The 24,440-nt window shown below is 69.4% G+C and carries 25 protein-coding genes; 15 read left to right on the top strand and 10 right to left on the bottom strand.

The annotated features are described in order from the left end of the window. A partial coding sequence (locus tag ACRX5W_RS11050) for a LacI family DNA-binding transcriptional regulator (protein ID WP_436787848.1) occupies window positions 1-1,020 on the bottom strand: 1,020 nt, incomplete at its 3' end. Between the two features lie 264 nt (window positions 1,021-1,284). Between ACRX5W_RS11050 and ACRX5W_RS11045 the strand changes: the two genes are divergently transcribed. From ACRX5W_RS11045 to ACRX5W_RS11005, 9 genes are all read left to right on the top strand, one after another. Next, window positions 1,285-2,850 (top strand): sugar ABC transporter ATP-binding protein, encoded by a 1,566-nt coding sequence (locus ACRX5W_RS11045; protein WP_436787847.1) that lies wholly within the window; start codon window positions 1,285-1,287, stop codon window positions 2,848-2,850. Beyond that, complete coding sequence (locus ACRX5W_RS11040) at window positions 2,847-3,890, top strand: ABC transporter permease (RefSeq protein ID WP_436787846.1); 1,044 nt, start codon at window positions 2,847-2,849, stop codon at window positions 3,888-3,890. The genes ACRX5W_RS11045 and ACRX5W_RS11040 overlap by 4 nt, the downstream gene beginning before the upstream one ends. Then, window positions 3,883-4,932, top strand: coding sequence for an ABC transporter permease (locus tag ACRX5W_RS11035; RefSeq protein WP_436787845.1), 1,050 nt, complete (start codon window positions 3,883-3,885; stop codon window positions 4,930-4,932). Before ACRX5W_RS11040 ends, ACRX5W_RS11035 begins: the two co-directional genes overlap by 8 nt. A 59-nt stretch (window positions 4,933-4,991) precedes the next feature. Beyond that, window positions 4,992-6,077, top strand: coding sequence for a rhamnose ABC transporter substrate-binding protein (gene rhaS, locus ACRX5W_RS11030; RefSeq protein WP_436787844.1), 1,086 nt, complete (start codon window positions 4,992-4,994; stop codon window positions 6,075-6,077). Window positions 6,078-6,100: 23 nt separating this feature from the next. Next, on the top strand, window positions 6,101-6,448 hold the full coding sequence (locus ACRX5W_RS11025; protein ID WP_436787843.1) for an L-rhamnose mutarotase: 348 nt from the start codon (window positions 6,101-6,103) through the stop codon (window positions 6,446-6,448). A gap of 57 nt (window positions 6,449-6,505) precedes the next feature. Then, on the top strand, window positions 6,506-7,669 hold the full coding sequence (gene rhaI, locus ACRX5W_RS11020) for an L-rhamnose isomerase (protein WP_436787842.1): 1,164 nt from the start codon (window positions 6,506-6,508) through the stop codon (window positions 7,667-7,669). A gap of 58 nt (window positions 7,670-7,727) precedes the next feature. Further along, entirely contained in the window at window positions 7,728-9,779 is a 2,052-nt protein-coding gene (locus ACRX5W_RS11015) for a bifunctional aldolase/short-chain dehydrogenase (RefSeq protein ID WP_436787841.1), read from the top strand. 146 nt (window positions 9,780-9,925) lie between these two features. Beyond that, on the top strand, window positions 9,926-11,371 hold the full coding sequence (locus tag ACRX5W_RS11010) for an arabinose isomerase (protein WP_436787840.1): 1,446 nt from the start codon (window positions 9,926-9,928) through the stop codon (window positions 11,369-11,371). A 37-nt stretch (window positions 11,372-11,408) separates the two neighbouring features. Continuing rightward, window positions 11,409-12,869, top strand: coding sequence for a rhamnulokinase (locus ACRX5W_RS11005; protein WP_436787839.1), 1,461 nt, complete (start codon window positions 11,409-11,411; stop codon window positions 12,867-12,869). A gap of 78 nt (window positions 12,870-12,947) precedes the next feature. Here ACRX5W_RS11005 and ACRX5W_RS11000 read toward each other — a convergent pair whose 3' ends face one another. Next, window positions 12,948-13,259, bottom strand: coding sequence for a hypothetical protein (locus tag ACRX5W_RS11000; protein ID WP_436788054.1), 312 nt, complete (start codon window positions 13,257-13,259; stop codon window positions 12,948-12,950). On the opposite strand from ACRX5W_RS11000, the gene ACRX5W_RS10995 reads away from it, so the two are divergent. Together ACRX5W_RS10995 and ACRX5W_RS10990 are read left to right on the top strand one after the other, a co-directional pair. Next, entirely contained in the window at window positions 13,195-13,896 is a 702-nt protein-coding gene (locus ACRX5W_RS10995) for a DUF5753 domain-containing protein (RefSeq protein ID WP_436787838.1), read from the top strand. The genes ACRX5W_RS11000 and ACRX5W_RS10995 overlap by 65 nt on opposite strands. Beyond that, the gene (locus tag ACRX5W_RS10990; protein ID WP_436788042.1) at window positions 13,794-14,015 is read left to right on the top strand and encodes a DUF397 domain-containing protein; all 222 of its coding nucleotides are present in this window, start codon (window positions 13,794-13,796) and stop codon (window positions 14,013-14,015) included. Before ACRX5W_RS10995 ends, ACRX5W_RS10990 begins: the two co-directional genes overlap by 103 nt. A gap of 141 nt (window positions 14,016-14,156) precedes the next feature. Here ACRX5W_RS10990 and ACRX5W_RS10985 read toward each other — a convergent pair whose 3' ends face one another. Both ACRX5W_RS10985 and ACRX5W_RS10980 read right to left on the bottom strand, forming a co-directional pair. Further along, complete coding sequence (locus tag ACRX5W_RS10985) at window positions 14,157-15,626, bottom strand: AAA family ATPase (protein WP_436787837.1); 1,470 nt, start codon at window positions 15,624-15,626, stop codon at window positions 14,157-14,159. A 101-nt stretch (window positions 15,627-15,727) separates the two neighbouring features. Continuing rightward, window positions 15,728-16,579 carry an aminotransferase class IV family protein gene (locus ACRX5W_RS10980; protein ID WP_436787836.1) on the bottom strand — a complete coding sequence of 284 codons (852 nt, stop codon included), beginning with the start codon at window positions 16,577-16,579 and terminating at the stop codon, window positions 15,728-15,730. Window positions 16,580-16,638: 59 nt separating this feature from the next. Between ACRX5W_RS10980 and ACRX5W_RS10975 the strand changes: the two genes are divergently transcribed. Continuing rightward, entirely contained in the window at window positions 16,639-16,983 is a 345-nt protein-coding gene (locus ACRX5W_RS10975) for a MerR family transcriptional regulator (protein WP_436788041.1), read from the top strand. Between the two features lie 100 nt (window positions 16,984-17,083). Here the strand turns inward: ACRX5W_RS10975 and ACRX5W_RS10970 are convergent, their stop codons facing one another. The 3 genes from ACRX5W_RS10970 to ACRX5W_RS10960 all read right to left on the bottom strand — a co-directional run bounded on the left by ACRX5W_RS10970 (window position 17,084) and on the right by ACRX5W_RS10960 (window position 19,972). Next, on the bottom strand, window positions 17,084-17,713 hold the full coding sequence (locus tag ACRX5W_RS10970; protein ID WP_436787835.1) for a LutC/YkgG family protein: 630 nt from the start codon (window positions 17,711-17,713) through the stop codon (window positions 17,084-17,086). After that, the gene (locus tag ACRX5W_RS10965) at window positions 17,710-19,158 is read right to left on the bottom strand and encodes a LutB/LldF family L-lactate oxidation iron-sulfur protein (protein WP_436787834.1); all 1,449 of its coding nucleotides are present in this window, start codon (window positions 19,156-19,158) and stop codon (window positions 17,710-17,712) included. The genes ACRX5W_RS10970 and ACRX5W_RS10965 overlap by 4 nt, the downstream gene beginning before the upstream one ends. Before the next feature lie 73 nt (window positions 19,159-19,231). Continuing rightward, complete coding sequence (locus tag ACRX5W_RS10960; protein ID WP_436787833.1) at window positions 19,232-19,972, bottom strand: (Fe-S)-binding protein; 741 nt, start codon at window positions 19,970-19,972, stop codon at window positions 19,232-19,234. A 140-nt stretch (window positions 19,973-20,112) separates the two neighbouring features. Here ACRX5W_RS10960 and ACRX5W_RS10955 point away from each other — a divergent pair, with 140 nt between their 5' ends. The 3 genes from ACRX5W_RS10955 to ACRX5W_RS10945 are packed head-to-tail and all read left to right on the top strand — an operon-like array spanning window position 20,113 to window position 21,817. Beyond that, entirely contained in the window at window positions 20,113-20,838 is a 726-nt protein-coding gene (locus ACRX5W_RS10955; RefSeq protein ID WP_436787832.1) for a FadR/GntR family transcriptional regulator, read from the top strand. 51 nt (window positions 20,839-20,889) lie between these two features. Next, window positions 20,890-21,555 (top strand): HemK2/MTQ2 family protein methyltransferase, encoded by a 666-nt coding sequence (locus tag ACRX5W_RS10950; protein ID WP_436787831.1) that lies wholly within the window; start codon window positions 20,890-20,892, stop codon window positions 21,553-21,555. After that, entirely contained in the window at window positions 21,536-21,817 is a 282-nt protein-coding gene (locus ACRX5W_RS10945; RefSeq protein ID WP_436787830.1) for a CDGSH iron-sulfur domain-containing protein, read from the top strand. Before ACRX5W_RS10950 ends, ACRX5W_RS10945 begins: the two co-directional genes overlap by 20 nt. A gap of 56 nt (window positions 21,818-21,873) precedes the next feature. Here the strand turns inward: ACRX5W_RS10945 and ACRX5W_RS10940 are convergent, their stop codons facing one another. Genes ACRX5W_RS10940 through ACRX5W_RS10930 form a run of 3 tightly spaced genes read right to left on the bottom strand, consistent with a single transcriptional unit; the run spans window position 21,874 to window position 24,351 of the window. Next, window positions 21,874-22,863 carry an iron-containing redox enzyme family protein gene (locus ACRX5W_RS10940; protein WP_436787829.1) on the bottom strand — a complete coding sequence of 330 codons (990 nt, stop codon included), beginning with the start codon at window positions 22,861-22,863 and terminating at the stop codon, window positions 21,874-21,876. 14 nt (window positions 22,864-22,877) lie between these two features. Next, window positions 22,878-23,144, bottom strand: coding sequence for a DUF4235 domain-containing protein (locus tag ACRX5W_RS10935; RefSeq protein ID WP_436787828.1), 267 nt, complete (start codon window positions 23,142-23,144; stop codon window positions 22,878-22,880). Between the two features lie 25 nt (window positions 23,145-23,169). Then, complete coding sequence (locus tag ACRX5W_RS10930; RefSeq protein WP_436787827.1) at window positions 23,170-24,351, bottom strand: zinc-dependent alcohol dehydrogenase; 1,182 nt, start codon at window positions 24,349-24,351, stop codon at window positions 23,170-23,172. Between the last annotated feature and the right edge of the window lie 89 nt (window positions 24,352-24,440).

The raw sequence follows: 24,440 nt of genomic DNA, 5'->3' as shown, positions 1-24,440 counted from the left end.
CCCCCCCCCCCCGCCGGACGACTCGCGCACGACCAGTTCCGGCTGGAACGTCACCTGCTGGTGCGCGTGCGTGTCCGCGTTCTCGCACTCGTCGAGCAGCAACTCGGCGGCTGTTTGGCCCAGTTGGTACGTGGGCTGGCGGATCGAGGTGATCGGGATCGCGGACGCTGCGGCGAATTCGATGTCGTCGTAGCCGACCAGCGCCAGGTCTTCGGGGATGCGCACGCCCGCCCGCAGCATCTCGCGCATGAATCCCATCGCCAGAAGGTCGTTCGCGCACAGCACCGCGCGAGGGAGGTTTTCCCGACCGCCCGCCAGCAGGCGCCGGGCGGCCTCGGCGCCGGAGCGGGCGTTCATGGCCGGCACCAGGACGTCGCGCGTCGAGGAGCCGAGGCGCAATCCGGCCGCACGCAGGGCCCGGCGCATGCCGTTGCGGCGGTCGTCGCACTGACGGATCGTCAGCGGGCCGCTGACGAACGCGAACGTCTCGTGTCCGGCGGCGATCAGGTGGTCGGTCGCCAACTGCCCGCCGGCCACGTCGTCGACGGCGACCGAGCACAGGTCGGGGCGTTCGCCGCTGCGGTCGAGCAGCACGACGGCCATGCCGCGGCTGCGCAACGCGTCGATCGGCAGCGTGGATTCGTGCGCGGGCGTGACCAACACGCCGCGTACGCGCTGCTCTTGGAGCACTTGCAGATACGTCTCCTGCTTCGTCACCGAGTCGTCCGAATTGCACAGGATCACGACCGAGCCGGTGTGGCTGGACACGTCCTCGACCCCGCGCGCCACGTCGGTGAAGAACGGGTTGGCGACGTCGAGCACGATCAGACCGAGCGCGTTGGTGCGCCCGGAGCGCAGCGACCGCGCGGAGTCGTTGCGGACGAAGCCGAGGTGCTCTATCGCGTCCAGCACCCGGTTGCGGGTGGCCTCGGCGACACGGTCCGGCCGGTTCAGCACGTTCGAGACCGTGCCGACCGAGACGCCCGCGTGCCGGGCCACTTCCTTGATGCTGGTCGTCATGCCGCCAACTGTGATGATGCGAATTGAAACGTGTCAACCCTCTGTGAGGGTAGACACCCACCCTGAGTGGCCGGGGAAGGCCCGGAGACGGCCCTTCTTGGCCAGGGGTTACCGTGGCCCGAGGTCACAATACGACAATGCGCCGGAATTTCCGCCGTAGCAGCTCTTGACGCAACGCGGCACACCGACCTAACTTCCTCGCAACGTGCATGAAACGTTTCATTACATGTACGCGACCTGACGGGCGACGAGGAGCTGAACCTCATGACCGCTGTACCGACCACTCCCGGGGGCGACCCGCCGGCGACGCCCGTGCTGGCGCTGCGCGACGTCGAGAAGTCCTTCGGCGCGGTGCGGGCGCTGCACGGTGTCTCGCTCGAACTGTTCGCGGGAGAGGCCCACGCCCTGGCCGGCGAGAACGGTGCCGGCAAGTCGACGTTGATCAAGACGTTGGCGGGCGTACACCGTCCCGACGCCGGTCAGGTGCTGCTCGACGGCGAGCCGGTGACGTTCGGCAACCCGGCCGTCGCCCGGGACGCCGGGGTCGCGGTGATCTACCAGGAGCCGACGCTGTTCCCGGACCTGTCGGTCGCGGAGAACATCTTCATGGGTCGCCAGCCGCGCGGCGCGCTCGGCCGGATCGACCGCAAGTCCATGCACCGCACCACCGCCGAGCTGTTCCGCCGCCTCGGTGTCGCGCTCGACCCCGAGCAGCCTGCGCGCGGCCTGTCGATCGCCGACCAGCAGATCGTCGAGATCGCCAAGGCGCTGTCGTTCGAAGCGCGCGTGCTGATCATGGACGAGCCGACCGCGGCGCTGACCGGCAGCGAGGTCGCCCGGCTGTTCACGGTCGTGCGGACCCTGCTGGAGCAGGGCGCGGCCGTGCTGTTCATCTCGCACCGGCTCGAAGAGATTTTCGCGCTGTGCCGGCGGGTCACGACACTGCGCGACGGCCGCTGGATCGCCTCGGAGCTCCTGGAGGGGCTGACCGAGGACGACCTGGTCCGCCGCATGGTCGGTCGTGACCTCGACTCGCTCTACCCCAAGCAGGACACGGAGATCGGCAAGACCGCGCTGCGCGTCGACCGCCTCACCCGCGAGGGCGTCTTCCGCGACGTCTCGTTCGAGGTGCGCCGCGGCGAGATCGTCGCGCTCGCCGGCCTGGTCGGCGCGGGCCGCAGCGAGGTCGCCCGTGCGGTGTTCGGCGTCGACCGGTACGACGCGGGCGGTGTCGAGGTGGACGGCCGCGCGTACAAGGCCGCCTCGCCCACCGCCGCGATGGCCGCCGGCCTCGCGCTCGTTCCCGAGGATCGGCGCCAACAGGGCCTGGTGATGGATCTGTCCATCGAGCACAACATGGGCCTGACCCGGCTCCAGGCGCTGAGCAAGGCCGGCCTGATCGACCGCCGCGCCGAGCACGGCACCGCCCGCGACTGGGCGCTGCGCCTGCAACTGAAGTACTCCCGGCTCTCGGACGCCGTCGGCGTCCTGTCCGGCGGCAACCAGCAGAAGGTCGTCCTCGCCAAGTGGCTGGCCACCGGTCCCAAGGTGCTCATCGTCGACGAGCCGACCCGCGGCATCGACGTCGGCACGAAGTCCGAGGTGCACCGTCTGCTTTCCGGGCTCGCGGCGGAGGGCCTGGCCATCCTCATGATCTCCTCCGACCTGCCCGAGGTTCTCGGGATGGCCGACCGGGTGCTGGTGATGCACGAGGGCCGCATCACCGCGGAGCTGTCCCGGGCGGACGCCACCGAGGAGACCGTCATGGCGGCGGCGACCGGCCGTTCCGGTGCCTCCGCGAGTTCGAACGGAAGGGACGCCGCCGCATGACGGCCACGCTCATATCGCCGCCCGCGGCGGAACCGGAGAAAGCCGCGGCGTCGCGCGGTCTCGTCGACAAGGTCTTCCGCGCCCGCGAGCTGACCCTGCTGGTCGCGCTGGTCGCCCTGGTGGTCGGCACCCAACTCAGCAACACGCGCTTCCTGTCGGAGCAGGGCGTCAAGGACCTCTTCCTCAACGCCTCCATCCTGGTGCTGCTCGCCGTCGGCCAGTCGGTCGTCGTCGTCACCCGCAACATCGACCTGTCGGTCGGCTCGGTCGTGGGCCTGTCGGCGTTCGCGTGCGGCAAGTTCGCGTCGGGGTCGAGCCACGGCGTGTTCACCGTGATCCTGATCGGCGTCCTCGTGGGCGTCGCCTGCGGTGTGCTGAACGGCCTGCTGGTCAGTCTCGGCAAGGTGCCGTCGCTGGTGGTGACGCTCGGGACGCTCTACATCATCCAGGGCATCGACTACTACTGGGCGCAGGGCGAGCAGATCAACGCCGCGACGCTGCCCGAGGGTGTGCTCGACCTGGGCACCGGCAGCGTGCTCGGCATCCCGTACCTTCCGCTGATCGCGGCCGTCGTGCTCGTGGCGACCGGCTGGTACCTGCGCAGCTACCGCACCGGCCGGGAGCTGTACGCGATCGGCTCCAACCCCGAGGCCGCGCGTCTCGCCGGTGTTCGGTCCGGGCAGCGGGTGTTCGCCGCGTACGTCTTCTCCGGTGCGATCGCCGGTCTCGCCGGCGCGCTGTGGCTGTCGAGGTTCGGCACCGTCGTCGCGGACGCCGCGGCCGGGTGGGAGCTCCAGGTCGTCAGCGCCGTCGTCGTCGGCGGCGTCGCGATCACCGGCGGGGTGGGGACGGTGTGGGGCGCGGCGCTCGGCGCGCTGCTGCTGACCACGATCGCCAGTGCGCTGGTGGTCCTCAAAGTGGACTCCTTCTGGCAGAAGGCCATCAACGGCGCGCTCCTGCTGGCCGCCATCAGCATCGACCGGATCGTCCAGGTGCGGGTGACCCGCGCACTGCGGAGGAGGAACGCCCGCCATGGCTGACACCCTGACGAAACAGCCGGAGGCACGGGCCGAGGCGCCCGGCACCCGGTCCGCGGGCTGGCAGCGCTTCCTGCGCTGGGACCTCGCGGTCACGATCATCCTGATCGCCGTGTTCGGCTTCGGCAGCGCCGACAACGCGTCGTTCGCGACCACCGGCAACCTGTCGTTCGCACTCAACGACATCGCCGAAGTGGCCATCATCGCGCTGCCGATGACGCTGCTCGTGGTGTGCGGCGAGGTCGACCTGTCGGTCGCGTCGATGCTGGGCCTGTCCAGCGCGCTGGCGGGATCGCTGTGGGACGCCGGATGGACGTTCGAGATGATCATCCCGGTCGTCCTGCTCGTCGGACTCGTCGGCGGCCTGGTCAACGGGCTCTTGGTCACCAAGGTCGGCCTGCCGTCTCTCGCGGTCACCATCGGCACGATGACGCTCTACCGCGGACTCGCCTCCGTGGTGCTGGGCACCAAGGCGGTCGCGGAGTTCCCGCAGGAGTACGCCGACCTCACCCAGCAGACGGTGTTCGGGTTCATCCCGTTCCCGATCGCGCTGTTCGCGGTCCTCGCGGCGATCACCGCCGTCGTGCTGCACGCCACCGGCCTCGGCCGGGCGATGTTCGCGATCGGCGCGCAGGAGGAGGCTGCGTACTTCGCCGGAATCCGCGTCAAGCGCATCAAGCTCGCGCTGTTCGCCCTGACCGGTGTCGTCGCGGCGTTCGCCGGGCTGGTGTTCACGCTGCGCTACGGCAGCGCACGCGCCGACAACGGCATGGGCTTCGAGATGACCGTCATCGCGGCGGTGCTGCTCGGCGGCGTCGACTTCGACGGCGGCAAGGGCACGCTTCTCGGCGTCGTCTCCGGCCTGTTGCTGATCGCCGTGCTGCGCAATCTGCTCACCCTCAACGACGTGGCGAACGAGGTCCAGTCGATCGTCACCGGCGTGCTGCTGGTCGTGTCGGTGCTCACCCCGAGGGCGATCCACGCCATCGGTCAGCGGCGCCGCCGATCATCCGGCCCGGCCACGGCACAGGGCAGTCCCGCCTGAGCCGCCCCGCACGACCCCGCCCCCACCCCCCGGAAACGCAGAACCCCCGAAGGACGACCATGAATCTCAGAATCACCGGCCGCCGCACCACCGCGGCCGTCGCCGCGGCGACCGTGCTCGGCCTGACCGTCGCCGGCTGTTCGGGCACCAGCAAGGACGACAACGACTCCGGCTCCGGCGCCGCCGCGGGCAGCACCGCGAGCGCGGACCCGAACGCGCCGCTCAAGACCGGCCTCAAACTGGCGTTCCTGCCCAAGCAGATCAACAACCCGTACGAGACCATCACCGGTGAGTCGGGTGTCGCGGCGGCCAAGGAGATAGGCAGCGAGGCCAAGCGCGTCGGTCCGTCGGACGCCAACGCCTCGTCGCAGGTGTCGTACATCAACACCCTGATCCAGCAGGACCAGGACGCGATCATGATCGCCGCGAACGACGCCAACGCCGTGTGTGGTCCGCTCAAGCAGGCGATGTCCAAGGGCATCAAGGTCGTCGCGTACGACTCCGACACCGCCAAGGACTGCCGCCAGCTCTTCATCAACCAGGCGAAGTCCGAGGACGTCGGCCGCAGCCTGGTGCAGAACGTGGCCAAGCAGATCGGCTACAAGGGCAAGATCGCGATCCTGTCGGCGACGCAGAACGCCACGAACCAGAACACCTGGATCGACTACATGAAGCAGGAGCTCGCGAAGCCCGAGTACAAGGACATGCAGCTCGTCAAGGTCGCCTACGGCGACGACGACGACCAGAAGTCCTTCCAGGAGACGCAGGGCCTGCTCCAGGCCAACCCGGACCTGCGCGCGATCATCGCGCCGACCACCGTCGGCATCTCGGCGGCGGCCCGCTACATCGACGGCTCGCAGTACAAGGGCAAGGTCGTCGTCAACGGCCTCGGCACCCCGAACCAGATGCGGCAGTTCGTGAAGAGCGGCACCGTCGAGCAGTTCTCGCTGTGGGACCCGAAGAAGCTCGGCAAGCTCGCGGTCCACGCGTCCGCGGCGCTGGTCTCCGGCCAGATCACCGGTGCCGAAGGTGAGAAGTTCACCGCCGGCGACCTGGGCGAGTACACGATCGGCGCGAACGGCGAGATCATCCTCGGCCCGCCGACCGTGTTCAACAAGGACAACGTCGACCAGTACGACTTCTGATCGAACGCGGGACGGAGGCAGCCATGACGAGCAGCACAACGGCGAACGGCAGGCAGCGCGTCTGCTTCGTTCTCCGGGTCCGTCGGGAACGCATCGAGGAGTACCGGGCACGGCACGCCGCCGTCTGGCCGGACATGCGCGCGGCACTCACCGCCGCCGGGTGGCACAACTACTCGCTCTTCCTGCGCCCCGACGGGCTGCTCGTCGGCTACCTCGAAACCGACGACTTCGACGCCGCCCGCGCAGCCATGGACGCGACCGAGGTCAACGCCCGCTGGCAGGCCGAGATGGGCGACCTCTTCGAACCGCTGGACGGGCTGCGGCCCGACGAGGCCATGGCCCCGCTCGACGAGGTCTTCCACCTCGACTGAGCCCGGCCCCCGCACCACCCACGCAGAACCCCATACGCAGCAGGAGTGTTGACGCGAATGACCGAGAAGGACGTGAAGGCCCGGCTGCGGGCCCAGCGGATCGAGACCCCGTCGTGGGCGTACGGGAACTCCGGTACGCGCTTCAAGGTGTTCGCACAACAGGGCGTCCCGCGCGACCCGTTCGAGAAACTTTCGGACGCCGCGCAGGTGCACAAGTACACCGGTGTCGCGCCCAGTGTGTCCCTGCACATCCCGTGGGACAAGGTCGACGACTACGCGGCCCTCGCCAAGCACGCCGAGCAACTGGGCGTCTCCATCGGCGCGATCAACTCGAACGTCTTCCAGGACGACGACTACATGCTCGGGTCGGTCACCAACCCGGACCCGCGCGTGCGCCGCAAGGCAACCGACCACCTGCTCGAATGCGTCGACATCATGGACGCGACCGGTTCGCGCGACCTCAAGCTGTGGTTCTCGGACGGCACGAACTACCCCGGACAGGACAGCATCCGGGACCGTCAGGACCGGCTCGCCGAGGCGCTGGCCGAGGTGTACGCGCGGCTGACGGGTGATCAGCGGATCATCCTGGAGTACAAGCTCTTCGAGCCGGCGTTCTACACGACCGATGTGCCGGACTGGGGCACGGCGTACGCGCACTGCCTCAAACTCGGCGAGCGCGCCAAGGTCGTCGTCGACACCGGCCACCACGCGCCCGGCACCAACATCGAGTTCATCGTCGCGTTCCTGCTGCGCGAACAGAAGCTCGGCGCCTTCGACTTCAACTCCCGCTTCTACGCCGACGACGACCTCATGGTGGGCTCCGCCGACCCCTTCCAGCTCTTCCGCATCATGCACGAGGTCGTGCGCGGCGGCGGCCTGGACGACGCGGCCGAGGTGGCGTTCATGCTCGACCAGTGCCACAACATCGAGCCGAAGATCCCCGGCCAGATCCGCTCGGTGATGAACGTCCAGGAAGCCACCGCCAAGGCGCTGCTCGTCGACGCCGACGCGCTGGCCGCCGCCCAGCGATCCGGCGACGTGCTCGGCGCGAACGCCGTGCTGATGGACGCCTACAACACCGACGTGCGCCCGCTGCTCGCCGAGCTGCGCGCGGAGCAGGGCCTCGCCCCCGACCCGATGGCCGCGTACGCCGCCTCCGGCTACGCCGAGCGCATCCGCGCCGAGCGCGTCGGCGGCACCCAGGCCGGCTGGGGCGCCTGACCTGAACTACCTTTCCGGCCAAAGATGTTCACACCTTCTCACGCCAAGGGGCACCCGTATGAAGCCACCGACCCACCCGGCGGTGGAAGACCTGTTGAACCGCTCGCACACTCTGGGAGCGGATCCGCGCAACACCAACTACGCGGGAGGCAACACCTCCGCGAAGGGCACCGACGAGGACCCGGTCACCGGACAGCAGGTCGACCTGATGTGGGTCAAGGGGTCCGGCGGCGACCTCGGCACGCTGACCGAGGCCGGGCTCGCGGTGCTGCGCCTCGACCGGTTGCGTGCGCTCGTCGACGTCTACCCGGGCGTCGAGCGCGAAGACGAGATGGTCGCCGCGTTCGACTTCTGCGCCCATGGCAAGGGCGGCGCGGCACCCTCGATCGACACAGCGATGCACGGCCTGGTCGAGGCCGCGCACGTCGACCACCTGCACCCCGACTCCGGCATCGCGCTGGCCACCTCTGCGGACGGCGAGAAGCTGACCGCGGAGTGCTTCGGCGACCGCGTGGTGTGGGTGCCGTGGCGCCGCCCCGGCTTCCAACTGGGCCTGGACATCTCGGCGATCAAGCAGGCGAACCCGCAGGCGATCGGCTGCATCCTCGGCGGGCACGGCATCACCGCGTGGGGTGACACCTCCGAGGAATGCCAGGCCAATTCGCTGGAGATCATCCGCACCGCCGAGGCGTTCATCGCCGAGCGGTTCGACGAGGCCCGGCACCCCTTCGGCGCCCGACTGCCCGGGTACGCCCCGCTTCCCGACGCGCAGCGCCGCGCCCGCGCCGCCGAACTCGCCCCGCTGCTGCGCGGGTTGGCGTCGACCGACCGACCGCAGGTCGGGCACTTCACCGACAGCGACGTGGTCCTGGACTTCGTGTCCCGCGCCGAACACCCCAGGCTCGCGGAGCTGGGCACGTCCTGCCCGGACCACTTCCTGCGCACCAAGGTGCGCCCGCTGGTCCTCGACACCGCTCCCGATGCGCCGCTGGACGAAGTGACCGCCCGACTGCGCGAGTTGCACGAGGCCTACCGCGAGGAGTACGCCGCGTACTACCAGCGGCACGCCACTCCCGACTCGCCCGCGATGCGCGGTGCGGACCCGGCGATCGTGCTGGTGCCCGGGATCGGGATGTTCTCGTACGGCAAGGACAAGCAGACCGCGCGCGTCGCCGGCGAGTTCTACGTCAACGCGATCAACGTGATGCGCGGCGCGGAGACCATCTCGACGTACGCCCCCATCGAGGAGTCCGAGAAGTTCCGCATCGAGTACTGGGCGCTCGAAGAGGCCAAGCTCGCGCGGATGCCCAAGCCGAAGCCGCTCGCCACCCGCGTCGCGCTGGTGACCGGGGCGGGCTCCGGCATCGGCAAGGCCATCGCGACGCGCCTGGTCGCCGAAGGCGCGTGTGTGGTCGTCGCCGACCTCAACGCGGAGACCGCCGCGACCGTCGCCGACGAACTCGGCGGACCGGACAAGGCGGTCGCCGTGACCGTCGACGTGACCGACGAGGAGCAGGTCAAGGCCGCGTTCGCGTCCGCCGCGCTCGCGTTCGGCGGGGTCGACCTGGTCGTCAACAACGCGGGCCTGTCGGTCTCGAAGCCGCTCCTGGAGACCACCGCGCGTGACTGGGACCTCCAGCACGACGTCATGGCACGCGGCTCGTTCCTCGTCTCGCGCGAGGCGGCCCGGGTGATGATCGACCAGAAGCTCGGCGGCGACATCATCTACATCGCGTCCAAAAACGCGGTGTTCGCCGGGCCGAACAACATCGCCTACAGCGCCACCAAAGCCGACCAGGCCCACCAGGTGCGCCTGCTGGCAGCCGAGTTGGGCGAGCACGGCGTCCGCGTCAACGGCATCAACCCCGACGGCGTGGTGCGCGGCTCCGGAATCTTCGCCGGCGGCTGGGGTGCCAAGCGCGCCGCGGTCTACGGCGTTGAGGAGGAAAAGCTCGGCGAGTTCTACGCCCAGCGCACGCTGCTGAAGCGTGAAGTGCTCCCCGAACACGTCGCCAACGCCGTCTTCGCGCTCACCGGAGGCGACCTCTCGCACACCACCGGGCTGCACATCCCGGTGGACGCCGGAGTCGCCGCGGCGTTCCTGCGCTGACCCGCCCCCGTGACCGCTGGCGGGGCGGGCCCCTCCGCTGAGATCGCAGAATCCCGCGCGCAACCACGGGATTTTGCCATCTCGACGAGTCCGTCCCGCCAGCCCTGCGACATCCGTACGACAGCTTTCGAAAGGACCGCGACACCATGGCCGTCACCACGGACACCGCTGCCGCCTTCACGCGCGTTCCCGCGGTGGCACGCCGGCCGAAGATCGGCCTGGTCGCGGGCGGACTCGGCGCGTACTGGCCGCAGTTCCCCGAACTGCTGCCGCAGTTGCGGCGCTCGGCCGCGCGCGTCGCGGAACGCATGGGCGCGTTCGACGCCGACGTGATCGACGTCGGGTTCATCTCCGACGCGCAGGAGGGAGCGGCGGCAGCGGAGCGGTTGCGGCGTGAAGGCTGCGATCTGATCGTCGGCTTCCTCACCACCTACATGACCGCGACGATGTTGGTACCGATCGCGCAGCGGTCCGGCGCGCCGGTCCTGCTGATCAACCTCCAGCCGACCGAGTCCATGGACCACGCGACCTTCGACACGGGTGCGTGGCTGGCCTACTGCGGGGCCTGCCCGCTTCCGGAGATGGCCAACGCGTTCCGCCGCGTCGGCGTCGACTTCCGGTCGGTGTCCGGGCACCTTGAGGACGAGAACGCCTGGCGGCGCATCGGGCGCTGGATCCGCGCCGCGGGCGTGCGCTCCGTGCTGCGCAACGGCCGCCACGGCCTGATGGGCCACCTCTACCCGGGCATGTACGACGTCTCCACCGACCCGACCATGGTCGCCGCACACTGCGGAGGCCACGTCGAGATCGTCGAATTCGACGACCTGCGCGTCCGCGTCGCCGACGTCACCGATGACCAGGTCGCCGCCAAACTCGCCGAGACCCGCGAGACGTTCGAACTCGACGCGTCCGTTGTCGCCGATGACCTGGAATGGGCGGCCCGCGTCTCCGTCGGCCTCGACCACCTCGTCACCGACTTCGACCTCGACACGCTCGCCTACTACCACCGAGGGCTCGACGGCGAGCTTCACGAACGCCTCGGCGCGGGCATGATCCTCGGCGCGTCACTGCTGACTGCGCGCGGCATTCCGACCTGCGGTGAGTACGAGCTGCGTACGTCGCTCGCGATGCTCATCGCCGACCGCCTCGGCGCAGGCGGCTCGTTCACCGAACTCCAGGCCTTGGACTTCCGCGCCGGCGTGGTCGAGATGGGCCACGACGGCCCCGGCCACCTGGCGATCAGCGAACGCCGTCCCCTGCTGCGCGGCCTCGGCGTCTACCACGGCAAGCGCGGTTGGGGCGTGTCGGTCGAATTCGACGTCAAACACGGCCCGGTCACTCTGGTCGGCCTCTCCCAGACCTACGACGGCCGCTACGAACTCGTCGCGTCCGAAGGCACCGTGGTCGACGGCCCGCTCCTCGCGATCGGCAACACCACCTCCCGCGTCGACTTCGGCCGCGACCCCGGCGAGTGGACCGACGCATGGAGCGCCACCGGAATCCACCACCACTGGGCCCTGGCCACCGGCCACTTGGTCGAGGACCTGCGCGCGGTCTCCGACCTGACGGGCATCGCCCTCGTGACCGTCTGACCTCTGTTTCCGACTCGCTTCACCCTGGAGAATCGCCGTGACCACCCCGCCACCCGTCTTCGCCGCCGTCGACATCGGCGCTTCCAGCGGACGCGTCATCGCGGGACGCGTGGCCCCCGGAGTGCTCGAACTGGACGAGGTCCACCGGTTCATCAACCGGCCGGTCCGCGTGCGCGGCACTCTCCACTGGGACATCCTCGGCCTGTACGGGGAAGCCCTCGAAGGTTTGCGGAAGTTGGCCACGACCAGTACGCCTGCTTCGATCGGCATCGACACCTGGGCCGTCGACTACGGCTTGCTCGACGCGCGTGGCGGCCTGATGGGGAACCCCGTCCACTACCGCGACACCCGGACCGACGGCGTGATGGACCGCGTCTTGGAGTCGATCCCGCGCTCCGACGTCTATGGCGTCACCGGCCTGCAATTCCTGCCGTTCAACACCCTGTACCAACTCGCCGCCGAGTCCGGCGCCCGCCTCGACGAGGCAACCGGCCTGCTCCTGATCCCCGACCTGCTGGCCTACTGGCTCACCGACTGCTCCGGCGCCGAACGCACCAACGCCTCGACAACGCAGTTGTACGACGTGCGCACCGGAACCTGGTCGGTCGAACTGGCTGCTCGCGCCGGCATCCCCGCCCGCTTGCTGCCACCCCTCCGCGACCCCGGCACCGTCATCGGCCCGCTCACCTGCGACGCCGCTGAAGCCACCGGCCTCGACCCTGACACCCCGGTCGTCGCCGTCGGCTCCCACGACACCGCCTCAGCAGTAGTCGGAGTCCCAGCCACTGGACGGGACTTCGCCTACATCTCCTGCGGCACGTGGTCTCTGGTCGGAGTAGAACTCGACAAGCCGGTCCTGACCCCCGAAAGCCGCGAAGCCAACTTCACCAACGAGGTAGGCGTAGACGGCACAATCCGCTACCTGCGCAACGTCATGGGCCTGTGGCTCCTTCAAGAGTGCGTCCGCGTCTGGAATTCCCAAGGCCACCCTGCGGACCTCCCCACTCTCCTCGAACAAGCCGCTCGCGAAACTCCGTTCCGCTTCGTCATCAACCCCGACGACCCGGAGTTCCTGCCCCCCGGCGACATGCCGGCGCGCATAGCCCGCTACTGCCGCCGGACGGGCCAGCCGACCCCGGAAACCCCCGCTGCAATCGTCCGCTGCGTCATCGAAAGCCTGGCGCTGGCCTACCGCCGCACAGTCCGCGACGCAGCGCGCCTCTCGGGCACGCAGGTGGGGACGATCCACTTGGTCGGCGGCGGCGCCCGCAACACGCTTCTGTGCCAACTCACCGCCGACGCCTGCGGAATCCCGGTGGTGGCCGGCCCGGTCGAGGCAACCGCCATCGGCAACCTCATGATGCAGGCCCGTGCGGCGGGCGTGGTAGGGGACCTGGCCGAAACCCGAGCCCTCATCGCCGCGACCAACACCCTCCACCGCTACGAGCCCACCGGCAGTTCGGGGGCCTGGGACACCCTCGAAGCGTTCGCAAGCTGACGGTGCGGGATTGCGCCGCCAGGAGGAACTTCCCGTGGACTGAAGCCCTTTTGGGTCATCCACAGGCCGGGCCGCGGATCAGGCGGTCAACGAGCTCACGACAACACCGGTTTCCGCGCGCCATGACCGCACCTGACCGTCGCTCGGGCCGTGGTTGCGGAACCAGCGGACCGCGCGGAGGAATTCGGCGGCCAGGTCGTCGGGCCCGAACGCGTACGTGGAAACGGTTCGTCCCTCGCCGTACGAGATCGCCGCGCAGGATGGTTCCGCAGCCGAAATCCGGTGCAGATAACGCGTCTTGAGGCCGTCGTCGTCCTCGGTAACCGTGGTGACCACGTCGGGCATCAGGAAGCCGATCACCAGCGGCTTGACTTCCTCCCCCTCGTTCACGAGGGGGAGGAAGTCGAGGTTCTTGCACTGGGCCGGGATCGAAGAGGACGCCGTGACGCTGTACGCGTATGAGTGCAGAGTCGTTCCAGGGCTGCTACAGCCCGAAAGCTACATCCGCGCAGTATGCAACAGTCGCCTCCCTCCGCTTTCTGATGAACAGATCGAGTCCCAAGTTGCGGCACGCTTGGATCGGCAGCGCCTGCTGAACGAAAGACCCAATACGGAGTTCGGATTCATCATCGAGCAAGCGGTTTTTGAACGTCAGACGGGCGGGACCGAAACCACTCGCTGTCTCCTTGGTCATTTGATCGAGCGCGCCGAACTGCGGAACGTGGAAGTGCAGATCATGCCTTTGCGGCGACCGGATCATGTGGGACTGGACGGCCCCTTGTACCTTGCCGAAACCCAAGACCGTCGATGGATCGGCTACTTCGAAGGCCATGACCACAGCGCCTTCTGCAGCCGTCCGGATCAAGTAAGTTCGTTGCTCCGGCGTTATGGCAGGATGCGTTCGCAGGCTCTCAGCCCTGAGGCATCCGTCGACCTGCCAGAGCACATGCGAGAGGCGCTATCACTGCGATCCGTCTGCACTGGTTCAAGAGCAGCTACAGCGGCACCGGCGGCGGCAACTGCGTAGAGATCGCCGTACACCCCGAAGCCGTCCGCGTACGCGACTCCAAGGACACCCGCATCACCCCCCTCGCCCTCACCCCCGCCGCCTGGGCGACCTTCACCGCCGCCACCTCCGCGACCTGACCTCCCTCGCCACGTTCCGCCGCACCGACGGCATCGAGATGTACGAAAGCCGTGGTCTTTCGCGGGATTCGTCCATCTCGACGGGCTACCGTCGAGGCTGTCGTAGTGCGAGCGGTACGGGAAGTGCCGCTCAGGCGTCCGTCAATCGCCGTGATACATCCGGTGCAGGTCGATGAGTTCGACGTCGCTGCGTTTGTCCGCGACGTGCCGCAAGTCGGTGGTGAAGCCGGCGCGGGAGAAGAGGAGGAGCTTGGGCAGGGCCGCGACACGTGCGCTGGGGAGGAGGCCGCGCAGGTGCTCAAGGCGTTCGAGTTCCGATGTGTCGACGAGTTTGGTGGTGCCCTTGGCCTCTCCGATGGCGGTGATCCGCTCGGGCTCGAACGCCGAGGTCTGCGCGACGACAAGATCCAGTTCGTGGCCGTGGCGGTGTTCCCGGCAGGGGATTTCGGTGGGGCGTACCCAACTGGGCGTGCCACCCAGGGTTTCCGGAGACGCGTGTTCGAAGCACCATTGCCGGGCGAGGTCTTCGAAGTGCGGGCCGTAGATCTTGCCCGCGACGGTGTCGGCATTGCCGTCCCAGACCTGCTTCGCCCGGCCGATGACCAGCTCCGGTTCGTGACGCCGGATCAGCAGTTGGTGCAGCCGTACGGCGGGCTCGGCGATCCGAAAGACGCTGCGTTTCTCCCGCAGCGCGTCTTGGACCTGGTCCAGCAGTCCGATGTCCTGCAATCCGGACAGCAGGTGGCCCAGCGCACTACTCGGCCGCCCGAGCGTCGCCGCGATTTCCGAGCGCCGGTGGCTGCCTGCGCTGACCGCTGTCAGCACCGCAGCGTAGGAGGTCGGATCCGTGATCGACGGCTCCTCGCGCAGCAGCAGCCCGCCCTCGCGGAACATCGCCGATGCGGGGTTCAGCAGTCGGCGCTGCACCCATTCGTCGAAACCCGCCGCATCCTGCGGACCGACGCCTCCGCACATCTCCTTGTACGCGGGAGTCCCGCCGACCAGGGCGTGGAGACGGAAAGCCAACTCCGGATCGGAGTCCGTCCCCCAGAACGCGGCCGACTCTCGGAAACGGAAGGGGCGTACCACCAGTTCCATGTTCGCCCTCCCACGCAACGGCGCACCGCCGCCGAGCAGTTGCGCCATCGTCGTCAGCGCACTGCCGCAGAGGATCAAGCGCGTCCGCGTGTGTTCCTTGGCGTGGCCCATCGGGCTCAGCGCGCGCTGGAGGTAGGAGGGGAGCGCGGGCGTGCTGTTCACCAAGTACGGGAATTCGTCGATGACCACGGGCACCGGGCCGTCCTCGCCGATGCGCAGCAAGTCCTCCAGCGCCTCGCCCCAGTCGCCAAAGAGCACAGGGCGCTGTATCCCGCGGAACGCCGCGTAGGCCGCGCCGAGGTCCGCGAGATTCTGCGCTTCGCTCTGCTGTGTCGCGGCGAAAAGGAATCCGCCCGCCCGGCGTGCCAGCAGCTCCAGCATCAGCGTCTTGCCTTGCCGTCGCCGCCCGTACACCAGTCCCAGCGATGCGCCGGGCTGCTCGGAAGCCGCGTACTCGGAAAGTTCGCGCCACTCCGCGTCCCGCGCGAACAACCGCTCCGGTTTGCCCAGCACAGCCGTCCCCTATATTCTTCCAACTATGATAGTTGAATTTATCATAGGCGTCAGAATCATTTTTCCGGCGTCGTTGGGGATGCGTCCGAGGAGCACAACGTTCACGGCGTCGTCAGCGCCTCGGCCCCATAGGCGCGGTGGAGCAGTTCCAGGAACGTCGGCGCATCGGGCAGGTCCACCGAGCCGATCCGGTGGACCGCGATGCCCGGGTTCCAGGAGTTCATGACCACCGCGCCGGAGAGCGCGGGCAGGTCCGCCGGCCGCACTTCCCGGACCTGTTGCGGCACTCCGAGGTGGTCGAGTTGCCGGCGGAGGATGCCCATCGTGGTTCCGCCCAGAATCTCGGCTTCGGGCCACACCACTGTGGTGCCGTCCCAGAAGGCGAGGTTCCAGATCGACGCCTCGCTGAACCGGCCTCGGCGGTCGATGAAGGCCGCGTCGTCGAAGCCTTCCGCGACGGCTTGGCGCAGGTAGTACGTCTTGGCCACCTCGCCGACGTGCTTCACCGTCGGGAGAACGCGTTCGTACTCGACGACCGCCAGCGCCAGTGGGCCCGCGGGCCCGTTCGCGGGCGGTCCGGTGCGGATCAAGACCTCGGGTTCGACACCGGAGTCGGCCACGGTGAACTCACCTGCGGGCGAGTACACCGTGGCGACGAGCGACAGGTCCGGAGGACCGGCGTCGATCGCGGTCCGCAGCAGGGAACGAATGCGTTCGTCGGGCAGCGCCCGGCCGTACAACTCCAGGGACGCGCGGCGCAGACGTTCCAGATGGAGATCCAGGCCGCGCACTCGGCCGCCGCGTATCTGCATGGCCGTGAAGTGCGCGTACCCCGCGAATGCGAGTGGTGCCAGCTCGTCGGCGCTCGCCGCGCGGCCGTCGTGGTGAACGACGAAAGAGGTTGCACGGCCGGTGGTCTCGTTGTTCGGCGCGAAGCCGGAATCGGTGCTCATGGGCGCGACGTTAAGCCTTTACACCGGTGGCAAGGTCAAGCGCGGACGAGGTGGAGCACATGCTGATCGGGGAGTTGTCCAGGCGGACGGGAGTCAAGCCCCGGATGCTGCGCTACTACGAGGAGCAGGGCCTTCTCGATGCCGCGCGAGGCCCGAACGGCTACCGCGAATACGCCGAGGACGCCGTGCTCACCGTCCGGCAGGTCCGTGCGCTGCTGGACGCCGGTCTGTCCACCGAGGTGATCCGCGCGGTCATGCCCTGCGTCCGGGGTGAGGCACCGGAGATCGACATGTGCGTCGACGTACGGGCCATCCTCGGACGCGAGCTGATGGCCACTGAGGAGCGCATCGGCGAGCTGGAACGCAACCGCACGACACTCGCGGGCTACCTCGACCAACCCTGAACGAGCCTCGAAACGGCACGCTTGGCCGTTCCTCGGCCTTGCTCCGCCAGTGAGAGCCGCGACTGTCATCGCCGGAGCAATCACTGTCTCCTTTGCAGACTCAATCGGGCGCGACCACCAGCACTTCCAGTGTCCGAGGGCCGTGGACGCCCTCGACGCGGTCGAGCTCGATGTCGCTGGTGGCGGAGGGGCCGCTGATCCAGGTGAGGGGGCGGCTGGGGTCCAGCCGGCCGATCGTGTCGGGGACGGATGCGTAGACGTCGGCGGCGTGGACCACACACAGGTGGTAGTCGGGGACCAGGGTCAGTGCGCGTCGCCCCTGGGCCGGGCCTGCGTCCAGGACGATCGTGCCTGTTTCGGCGATCACCGCCGCGCAGCCGGTGATGGTCCCGTCCACCGAGGCGAGCTGATCGATCGTCAGAGGCGGCTTGTCGCCGAGGAGTTCGACGTCGGTGATGGCGGATGTCCAGGCTTCGGGGGTGCCGGGGGGCACCACGACGCGGCTGCACTTGCGTCTGCGGAGTGCGTCGGCGACGGCTGCGGGCAGCTGGTCCGGTGTCACCTCGTGGACGATGGCCCGGTAGTCGCGCAGGTTTTCGACGAGGAGGGGGAGGACGCCCTCGGAACCGGTGTGGCGACGTAGGTAGTTGCGGGCCGGTACGCCGTCGTCGGCGGGGGCGTCGGCCAGCGCCGCGCGAATGCGGCCCAGCACGGTTGCGCGCGAACTCATTGGGGGCTCCCGGGTGTTGTGCCGGCGTCGGTGCCGTGTTCCTTCGCCCACCAGTCGCGGAACGACTGGGCGGGGGGCTCGGGGATGTCTCGTGTGTCGGTCCACGCCGAGCCGGGGCCCGGCAGGCGCTTGGGAATCAAGTGGCGCGTACGGCCGGCCAGCCGCTGCACCCGGGACAGCCTGGACGGGTCCGCGAAGATCCAGCCGGCGGCCTTCATCGCGGCTCGTTCCGCGCGGTGGCCGGGCCCTTCGGTGACCTGCTCGCGCAGGTGCACCAGCACCTCGGGGATGTCGATGGCGACCGGGCACACGTCGTAGCACGCCCCGCACAAAGACGAGGCGTACGGCAGCGAGGCATCCAACTCGTTCGCCGTGCCCCGCAGTTGCGGGGTGAGGATGGCGCCGATCGGCCCCGGATAGACCGAGCCGTACGCGTGCCCTCCGGCGCGCTCGTACACCGGGCACACGTTGAGGCACGCCGAGCAGCGGATGCAGCGCAGCGTCTGGCGGCCCACCTCGTCGGCGAGCACGCCGGTGCGGCCGTTGTCGAGCAGCACGAGGTGGAAGTCCTGTGGGCCGTCTCCGGGTGTCACGCCGGTCCACGTGGACGTGTACGGGTTCATCCGCTCGCCGGTGGAGGAGCGGGGGAGCAGTTGGAGGAAGACCTCCAGGTCGGCCCAGGTCGGCACGACCTTCTCGATGCCGACGACCGAGATCAGCGTCTCGGGCAGCGTCAGGCACATGCGTCCGTTGCCCTCCGACTCGACGACCACGAGGGTGCCGCTCTCGGCGACCATGAAGTTCGCGCCGGAGACGGCGACTTTGGCGCTCAGGAAGCGTTCGCGCAGATGCCGGCGTGCCGCCTCGGCGAGCACGCGCGGTTCGTCGGTCAGGTCGGCGGGCGCCGGCTCGCCCCAGGAGCCCATCTCGCGCAGGAAGATCTCGCGGATCTCACTGCGGTTGCGGTGGATCGCCGGCACCAGGATGTGCGACGGACGGTCCTCGCCGAGTTGCACGATCAGCTCGGCCAGGTCGGTCTCGTACGCCCGAATACCCGCTTCGGCGAGTGCTTCGTTGAGGCCGATCTCCTGCGTCGCCATCGACTTGACCTTGACCACGTCGCGCTCGCCGGTCGCCCGGACCAGCTCGGTGACGATGCGATTGGCCTCCTCCGCGTCGGCGGCCCAGTGGACGTGCCCGCCCGCCGCGATGACCGCCTCCTCGACCTGGATCAGGTAGCGGTCCAGGTGCCGCAGCGTGTGGTCCTTGATCGCCTTGCCGGCCGCACGCAACTGCGCCCAGTCGTCCAACTCGTCGACGACGACCGCGCGTTTGCCGCGGATGGTGTGTGTCGCCTTGCGCAGGTTGTGGCGCAACTGCGCGTTGTTGACCGCGTCGTGCGCGGCCCGGGGAAACGCGGGCAGGCCGAGGAACGTGCCGCTCATGCCGACACCTCGCTTCGCTCGGCGCCGCACCCGCACGGAGCATTCTCGTGTCCGATGAACTCGCTGCGCTCGTTCATGCCGGCAACTCCTCGGTGGAGGCCAGGATTTCCGCGAGGTGCAGCGTGCGTACGCCCGTGCGCTGACGGTTCATCATTCCTCCCAGGTGCATCAGGCAGGAGTTGTCGGCCGCGCACAGCACCTCCGCGCCGGTCCCGGCCGCATTGCGGACCTTGTCGGCGCCCATCGCGGCGGACACGTCCGGGTTCTTGACCGCGAAGGTGCCGCCGAAGCCGCAGCATTCGTCGGCCCCCGGAAGCTCCAGCAGCTCAAGCCCGCGCACATTGCGCAGCAGGGTCGTCGGGCGGTCGCCGAGCTTCATCAGCCGCATCGAATGGCAGGTCGGGTGATACGTGACCTTGTGCGGGAAGTAGGCGCCGACATCGGTGACACCCAGCACGTCGACGAGAAACTCGCTCAGGTCGTACACCTTCGGCACCACCGCCGCGACGTCGTCCGCGAGCGCGGGATCCTCGGCGCGCGCGGCGGCCTTGGGGTGGTTGTCGCGGATCATCGCCCCGCACGAGCCGGACGGCGTCACGACGGCGTCGTAGCCGGCGAAGGTGTCCGCGAAGTGGCGGACCAGCGGCTCGATCTGCTTCCCGTAGCCGGTGTTCCAGTGCATTTGGCCGCAGCACGACTGCTCCACGGGGAAGTCGACCGTGCAGCCGAGTCGTTCGAGGAGGCGTACGACGGCCTGCCCGGTCCGGGGATAGAGCGTGTCGTTGACACACGTGATGAACAGTGCGACGCGCACGGGTGCGGCCTCCTCGTCCGGGCCATCAGGCGGGGAACGGATCCGATCGAATGGTCTGACCATACATTGGTCCATCCATGATGCACCATGTCATCCTGTGATCCGACCACCCGACCACCCGACCGGCCGCAGGAGAACCCGTGAGCACTTCCCCGACCGACGGTCCCGACTGGCGGCCGGTGCGACGGCTGCGCGCGCACGAGGAGGTGCTCGCGCGGATCGAGGAGCAGATCACCGCCGGGCGCCTGCGGCCGGGCGACCGCCTGCCGGGGGAGCGGCAGCTCGCCGAATCGCTCGGGGTGAGCCGGGCCTCGGTCCGTGAGGCGCTGCGCGTGCTGGAGGCCATGGGCGTCCTGGTCTCCACGACGGGCCGAGGACCGGACGCGGGCGCGGTCCTCGCCGGCCGCCCCGCCGAAGCGCTGGCCGACGTGCTGCGCCTGCACGTCGGGCTCGCGCATTTCTCGTTGCACGACATCGTCGAGACTCGGCGGGTCATCGAGACGTGGGCAGCCCGCTCCGCGGCCGAACACGCCCGTCCCGAGCATCTCGCCCGCCTTCGCGACGCGGTCGGCCGCATGTCCGCCCCGGACCTGACGCCCGATCAGTTCAATGCCGCCGACACGGACTTCCACATCGTCCTGGCGGAGGCCTCGGGCAACGCGGTCGTCGCCACCCTCATGCACGGCCTGCGCGACTCGGTGGGCCGGCACGCCGTGGAGGCCGTCGAACGCCTCGGCTGGCCGGACTCGGCCGCCGCTCTGCGCGAGGACCACGACCGCATCCTCGCCGCCATCGAAGCCGGCCGTCCCGACGCCGCAGCCGAAGCGGTCCACGAACACCTGCGCCGCTCGTATCCGGACCACTGACCCGCGACGTTGCGCCGTTTGCAGCAGTCCCGGCCGGGCAGCCGCTCGACCATGAGGCTGATTCGTCTGCCGGGCATGTACCGGCCGCAGGCGGACACGCGCCTGCTCGTCTCGGCGTACGTGCACGAAGGGTTGCCGCGCGCTGCCCGCACCGTGCTCGACGTCGGGACCGGCACAGGCGTCGTGGCCATGGCCGCGGCCGAAGCAGGCGGCGGGAACTGCCACGTCACGGCCGTGGACATCTCGCGACGCGCCGTATGGGCGGCCCGTGCGAACAGCCTGTGCCGACGGCGCCGCGTAGCGGTGCGCCACGGCGACCTGCTGGAGCCCGTTGTCGGACGCATGTTCGACGTCGTGCTCGCCAACCCGCCGTACGTGCCGGCCCCCGCGTGCAACCTCCCCGAACGCGGCCCCGAACGAGCCTGGGACGCCGGCAACGACGGCCGGCTGCTCCTCGACCGGCTGTGCCGACAGATCCCGCACGTACTGCGGCCCGGCGGGTCCGTGCTGTTGGTGCAGTCGTCGCTGTGCGGCGTCGACGCCACACTGCGCATGCTCGGATCCGTCGGCCTTCGGGCGCGGGTCGTGGCCCGCAGCCGCGAGCCGTTCGGACCGGTGCTCAACGCCCGTGTGCGCTACCTGGAGGACGGCGGTCTGGTGGAACCGGGCTGCCGCGAGGAGGAGTTGGTGGTCGTCCGTGCCGACCGGCAGGCGTAGCGCCGACGGGGACGACCGCACCACCACGGTCACGGTCGTGCCCGCAGGCCCGGTGCTCGTCTCGGGCCCGGTCGACGTGGAGCTCCCGGACGGCTCGTACGCGCATTCGGACCGCGTCGTGGCGGCCGTGTGCACCTGCCGCCGCAGCAAGCGCATGCCGTGGTGCGACACGAGCCACCGTGTGCGCCGCAGCGCGCCGCGCGACCGGGAGACAGGCGACCGGGACACAGACGACCGGGGTGGTGCACACCGGGATGCATGAGCCGTCGAGGCCGGCTCCTGTCTCGACCAATCTCGACCAATCTCGACTGTCTCGACCTACAAGAGCGACGACCGCCCCGATTCCCAGGCACCGATCACATGTTCGGCGAACCGCTCCTCGACCCGCCCCGTCGCGTGCACGCCGAAGACGATGTCGGCGGCCAGGTTGGGGTCCTCGTCCAGCAGCCCCCCGATCACCTCGCGGCGCATGAGCTGTTCGTGCACCGCGTCTGCCTCGACGTGTTCGGTGAAGAACAGCGTGCAGGCCGGGTCCTCGATGCCGAGGGCCTCGACCGCCTTCGCGAGCCGTGCCGCGCTCGGCGGCGTGCCCGCTTCCGCCGCGGCGAAATGGCCGACCATCATGCCGCGCCGCGCCCGGTGCCAGCCGAATGTCGACATCAGATTGACCACTGCGAGCATCGGCGCCGGCGCCCGGTCGAGGTACGCGCCGTACGTCGCATCGAGGCCCAGCCCGCGCATCAGGTCGGCGAACAGCGCGGAGTGCATGCGCTCGGCCCGCCCGCCCCCGTACTCGTCGAACTCCACGGTGACCACCGCTGCCTTCGCCCGCCCGTTGAGCCGGGAAATGAGCAGGGAGTGCGGGTCGGCCTCTTTGAGGTGGTAGATCGAGCGGTGCGTCACATACTCGCGGAATCGTTCGAGGTCCGGCCTGGCGAGGAGGTAATGCGAAACGCCGGTGCCGTCCGCCGGCTCGGCGTACAACAGCGGCGCCAACGCGGCCTCAACGTCGTCCGCCGCCTCGGACCCGCTGCCGCATTCGCTCCGCAGCGCGTCCAGAAACCGGGCCTCCAGCCGTGCGCGCAGATCGAGCAGGGCGATGTCCCACTCCCACTCCGGATCGACGCCGGGAAACGACCGGTAGTGCAACTCGTGGCAGGCGTACAACGCCAAGTGCAGGTCGTCGCCCCACGGATCGAGCCGTTCGGTCGGCACGGCCGCCACGCCGCCGCCGGCCGGCGACCGCAACGCCTCGAACACAGCTTCGGAAACCACGCCCCGCGGGCGCGGCAACTTCTCGGTCGTCACAGTCAGCGTTCCCGTCATCCCGGCCAGACACCGGTCATGCGCCGCGTCGCGGCCGCGCCGCCCCGATCGACGGCCGCCTTGACGAACGCGAAGATCGCGCCCTGGATCGCCGCCGCGAGCAGCACTTCACCCCAGGTCCGCTCCTCGTCGGTGGCGTCCGGCGCGTCCTCCTCGTAGCCGACGGCCTTCCACACCTGCTTGAAGACCGCGCCGGCCAGCGCGCCGCCAACTGCGCCCAGCACCATGCCGACGGGCTTGTACGCGATCTTGGATGCGTTCATTTCGCCTCCTTCGGGCCGCCACGGCTCACGGCTGCATGACGACTTTGACCGCGCCGTCGCGCTTTGCCTGGAACATCTCGTACGCCTCCGCCGCCTGCGCCAGCGGCACATGGTGCGTGGCGAACTGCTCGGTGCCGAGCGGGTCGTCGTCGCTCAGCAGCGGCATGAGGTCGTCGACCCAGCGGCGCACGTTGGCCTGCCCCATGCGCAATTGGATCTGCTTGTCGAACATCGTGAGCATCGGCAGGGGATCGGTCATACCCCCGTAGACGCCCACGACCGAGATCGTGCCGCCGCGCCGCACCATGTCGATCGCGGTGTAGAGGGCGCTCAGCCGGTCGACGCCCGCCTTGCGCATCATTTTCGCGGCGAGCGCGTTCGGCAGCAGCGCGGTGGCCTGTTGCGCGGCCTTGGCGACCGGCGCTCCGTGCGCCTCCATGCCGACCGCGTCGATGACCGCGTCCGGGCCGCGCCCGTCGGTCATCGACCGCACGGTCTCCGCGATGTCGTCGTGGTCGCGCAGGTCCAGCGCCTCCACGCCGCGCGCGGCGGCGCGGTGCAGGCGTTCCGGCACCAGATCGACGCCGAACACGCGTTCGGCTCCCTGGAGCAGGGCGATGCGGGCGGCCATGTCGCCGATCGGGCCGAGGCCCAGGACGGCGAGCGTGCCGCCCTTGGGGATCGCGGCGTAGTCGACGGCCTGCCACGCGGTGGGCAGCACATCGGACAGGAACACGAACCGGTCGTCGGGCGGCCCCTCCGGGACCTTGACCGGAAGATGGTCGGCGAACGGCACGCGCACGAACTCCGCCTGGCCGCCCGGCACTTGTCCGTACAGCCGGGTGTAGCCGAAGAGCGACCCGCCGGTGCCCTGACTGTGGTTCTGCGTTGTCTCGCACTGCGACTGGAGTCCCGACGCACACATGCGGCAGGTTCCGCACGCCACATTGAACGGAACGACCACGCGGTCGCCCGCACGCAGCGACGTCACACCCGACCCGACTTCCTCGACGACCCCCATCGCCTCGTGGCCCAAGATGTCGCCGGGGGTCAGGAACGGGCCGAGGACCTCGTACAAATGCAGGTCCGAGCCGCAGAGGCCGGTCGAGGTGACCCGGACGACCGCGTCGGTCGCGTCTTGGATCACGGGATCGGGGACGTCCTCGACACGTACGTCCCGGCGGCCTTGCCAGGTGAGGGCCTTCATGTCGGGTCCTGTTCTGTCGCGGTTCCGTCGCGGTGGCGCGGTGGCCCCGCCGATTCGTCGTTTTCGGCACGCCGCCCGGCCTTCCGAGC

Source organism: Yinghuangia sp. YIM S10712 (genome assembly GCF_051388935.1).
Taxonomy (GTDB): domain Bacteria; phylum Actinomycetota; class Actinomycetes; order Streptomycetales; family Streptomycetaceae; genus Yinghuangia.
The sequence above is the reverse complement of the archived record's forward strand: the minus strand, read 5'-3'. Positions and strand labels throughout refer to the sequence as shown.

Coding starts and splice junctions, on each gene's coding strand:
- ACRX5W_RS11045 (WP_436787847.1), top strand. CDS start 1,285: ATGACCGCTGTACCGACCACTCCCGGGGGCGACCCGCCGGCGACGCCC.
- ACRX5W_RS10970 (WP_436787835.1), bottom strand. CDS start 17,713: ATGAGTTCGCGCGCAACCGTGCTGGGCCGCATTCGCGCGGCGCTGGCC.
- ACRX5W_RS11025 (WP_436787843.1), top strand. CDS start 6,101: ATGACGAGCAGCACAACGGCGAACGGCAGGCAGCGCGTCTGCTTCGTT.
- ACRX5W_RS10980 (WP_436787836.1), bottom strand. CDS start 16,579: ATGAGCACCGATTCCGGCTTCGCGCCGAACAACGAGACCACCGGCCGT.
- ACRX5W_RS11035 (WP_436787845.1), top strand. CDS start 3,883: ATGGCTGACACCCTGACGAAACAGCCGGAGGCACGGGCCGAGGCGCCC.
- rhaS (WP_436787844.1), top strand. CDS start 4,992: ATGAATCTCAGAATCACCGGCCGCCGCACCACCGCGGCCGTCGCCGCG.
- ACRX5W_RS10930 (WP_436787827.1), bottom strand. CDS start 24,351: ATGAAGGCCCTCACCTGGCAAGGCCGCCGGGACGTACGTGTCGAGGAC.
- rhaI (WP_436787842.1), top strand. CDS start 6,506: ATGACCGAGAAGGACGTGAAGGCCCGGCTGCGGGCCCAGCGGATCGAG.
- ACRX5W_RS10950 (WP_436787831.1), top strand. CDS start 20,890: ATGAGGCTGATTCGTCTGCCGGGCATGTACCGGCCGCAGGCGGACACG.
- ACRX5W_RS10965 (WP_436787834.1), bottom strand. CDS start 19,158: ATGAGCGGCACGTTCCTCGGCCTGCCCGCGTTTCCCCGGGCCGCGCAC.
- ACRX5W_RS10935 (WP_436787828.1), bottom strand. CDS start 23,144: ATGAACGCATCCAAGATCGCGTACAAGCCCGTCGGCATGGTGCTGGGC.
- ACRX5W_RS11015 (WP_436787841.1), top strand. CDS start 7,728: ATGAAGCCACCGACCCACCCGGCGGTGGAAGACCTGTTGAACCGCTCG.
- ACRX5W_RS11010 (WP_436787840.1), top strand. CDS start 9,926: ATGGCCGTCACCACGGACACCGCTGCCGCCTTCACGCGCGTTCCCGCG.
- ACRX5W_RS10975 (WP_436788041.1), top strand. CDS start 16,639: ATGCTGATCGGGGAGTTGTCCAGGCGGACGGGAGTCAAGCCCCGGATG.
- ACRX5W_RS11040 (WP_436787846.1), top strand. CDS start 2,847: ATGACGGCCACGCTCATATCGCCGCCCGCGGCGGAACCGGAGAAAGCC.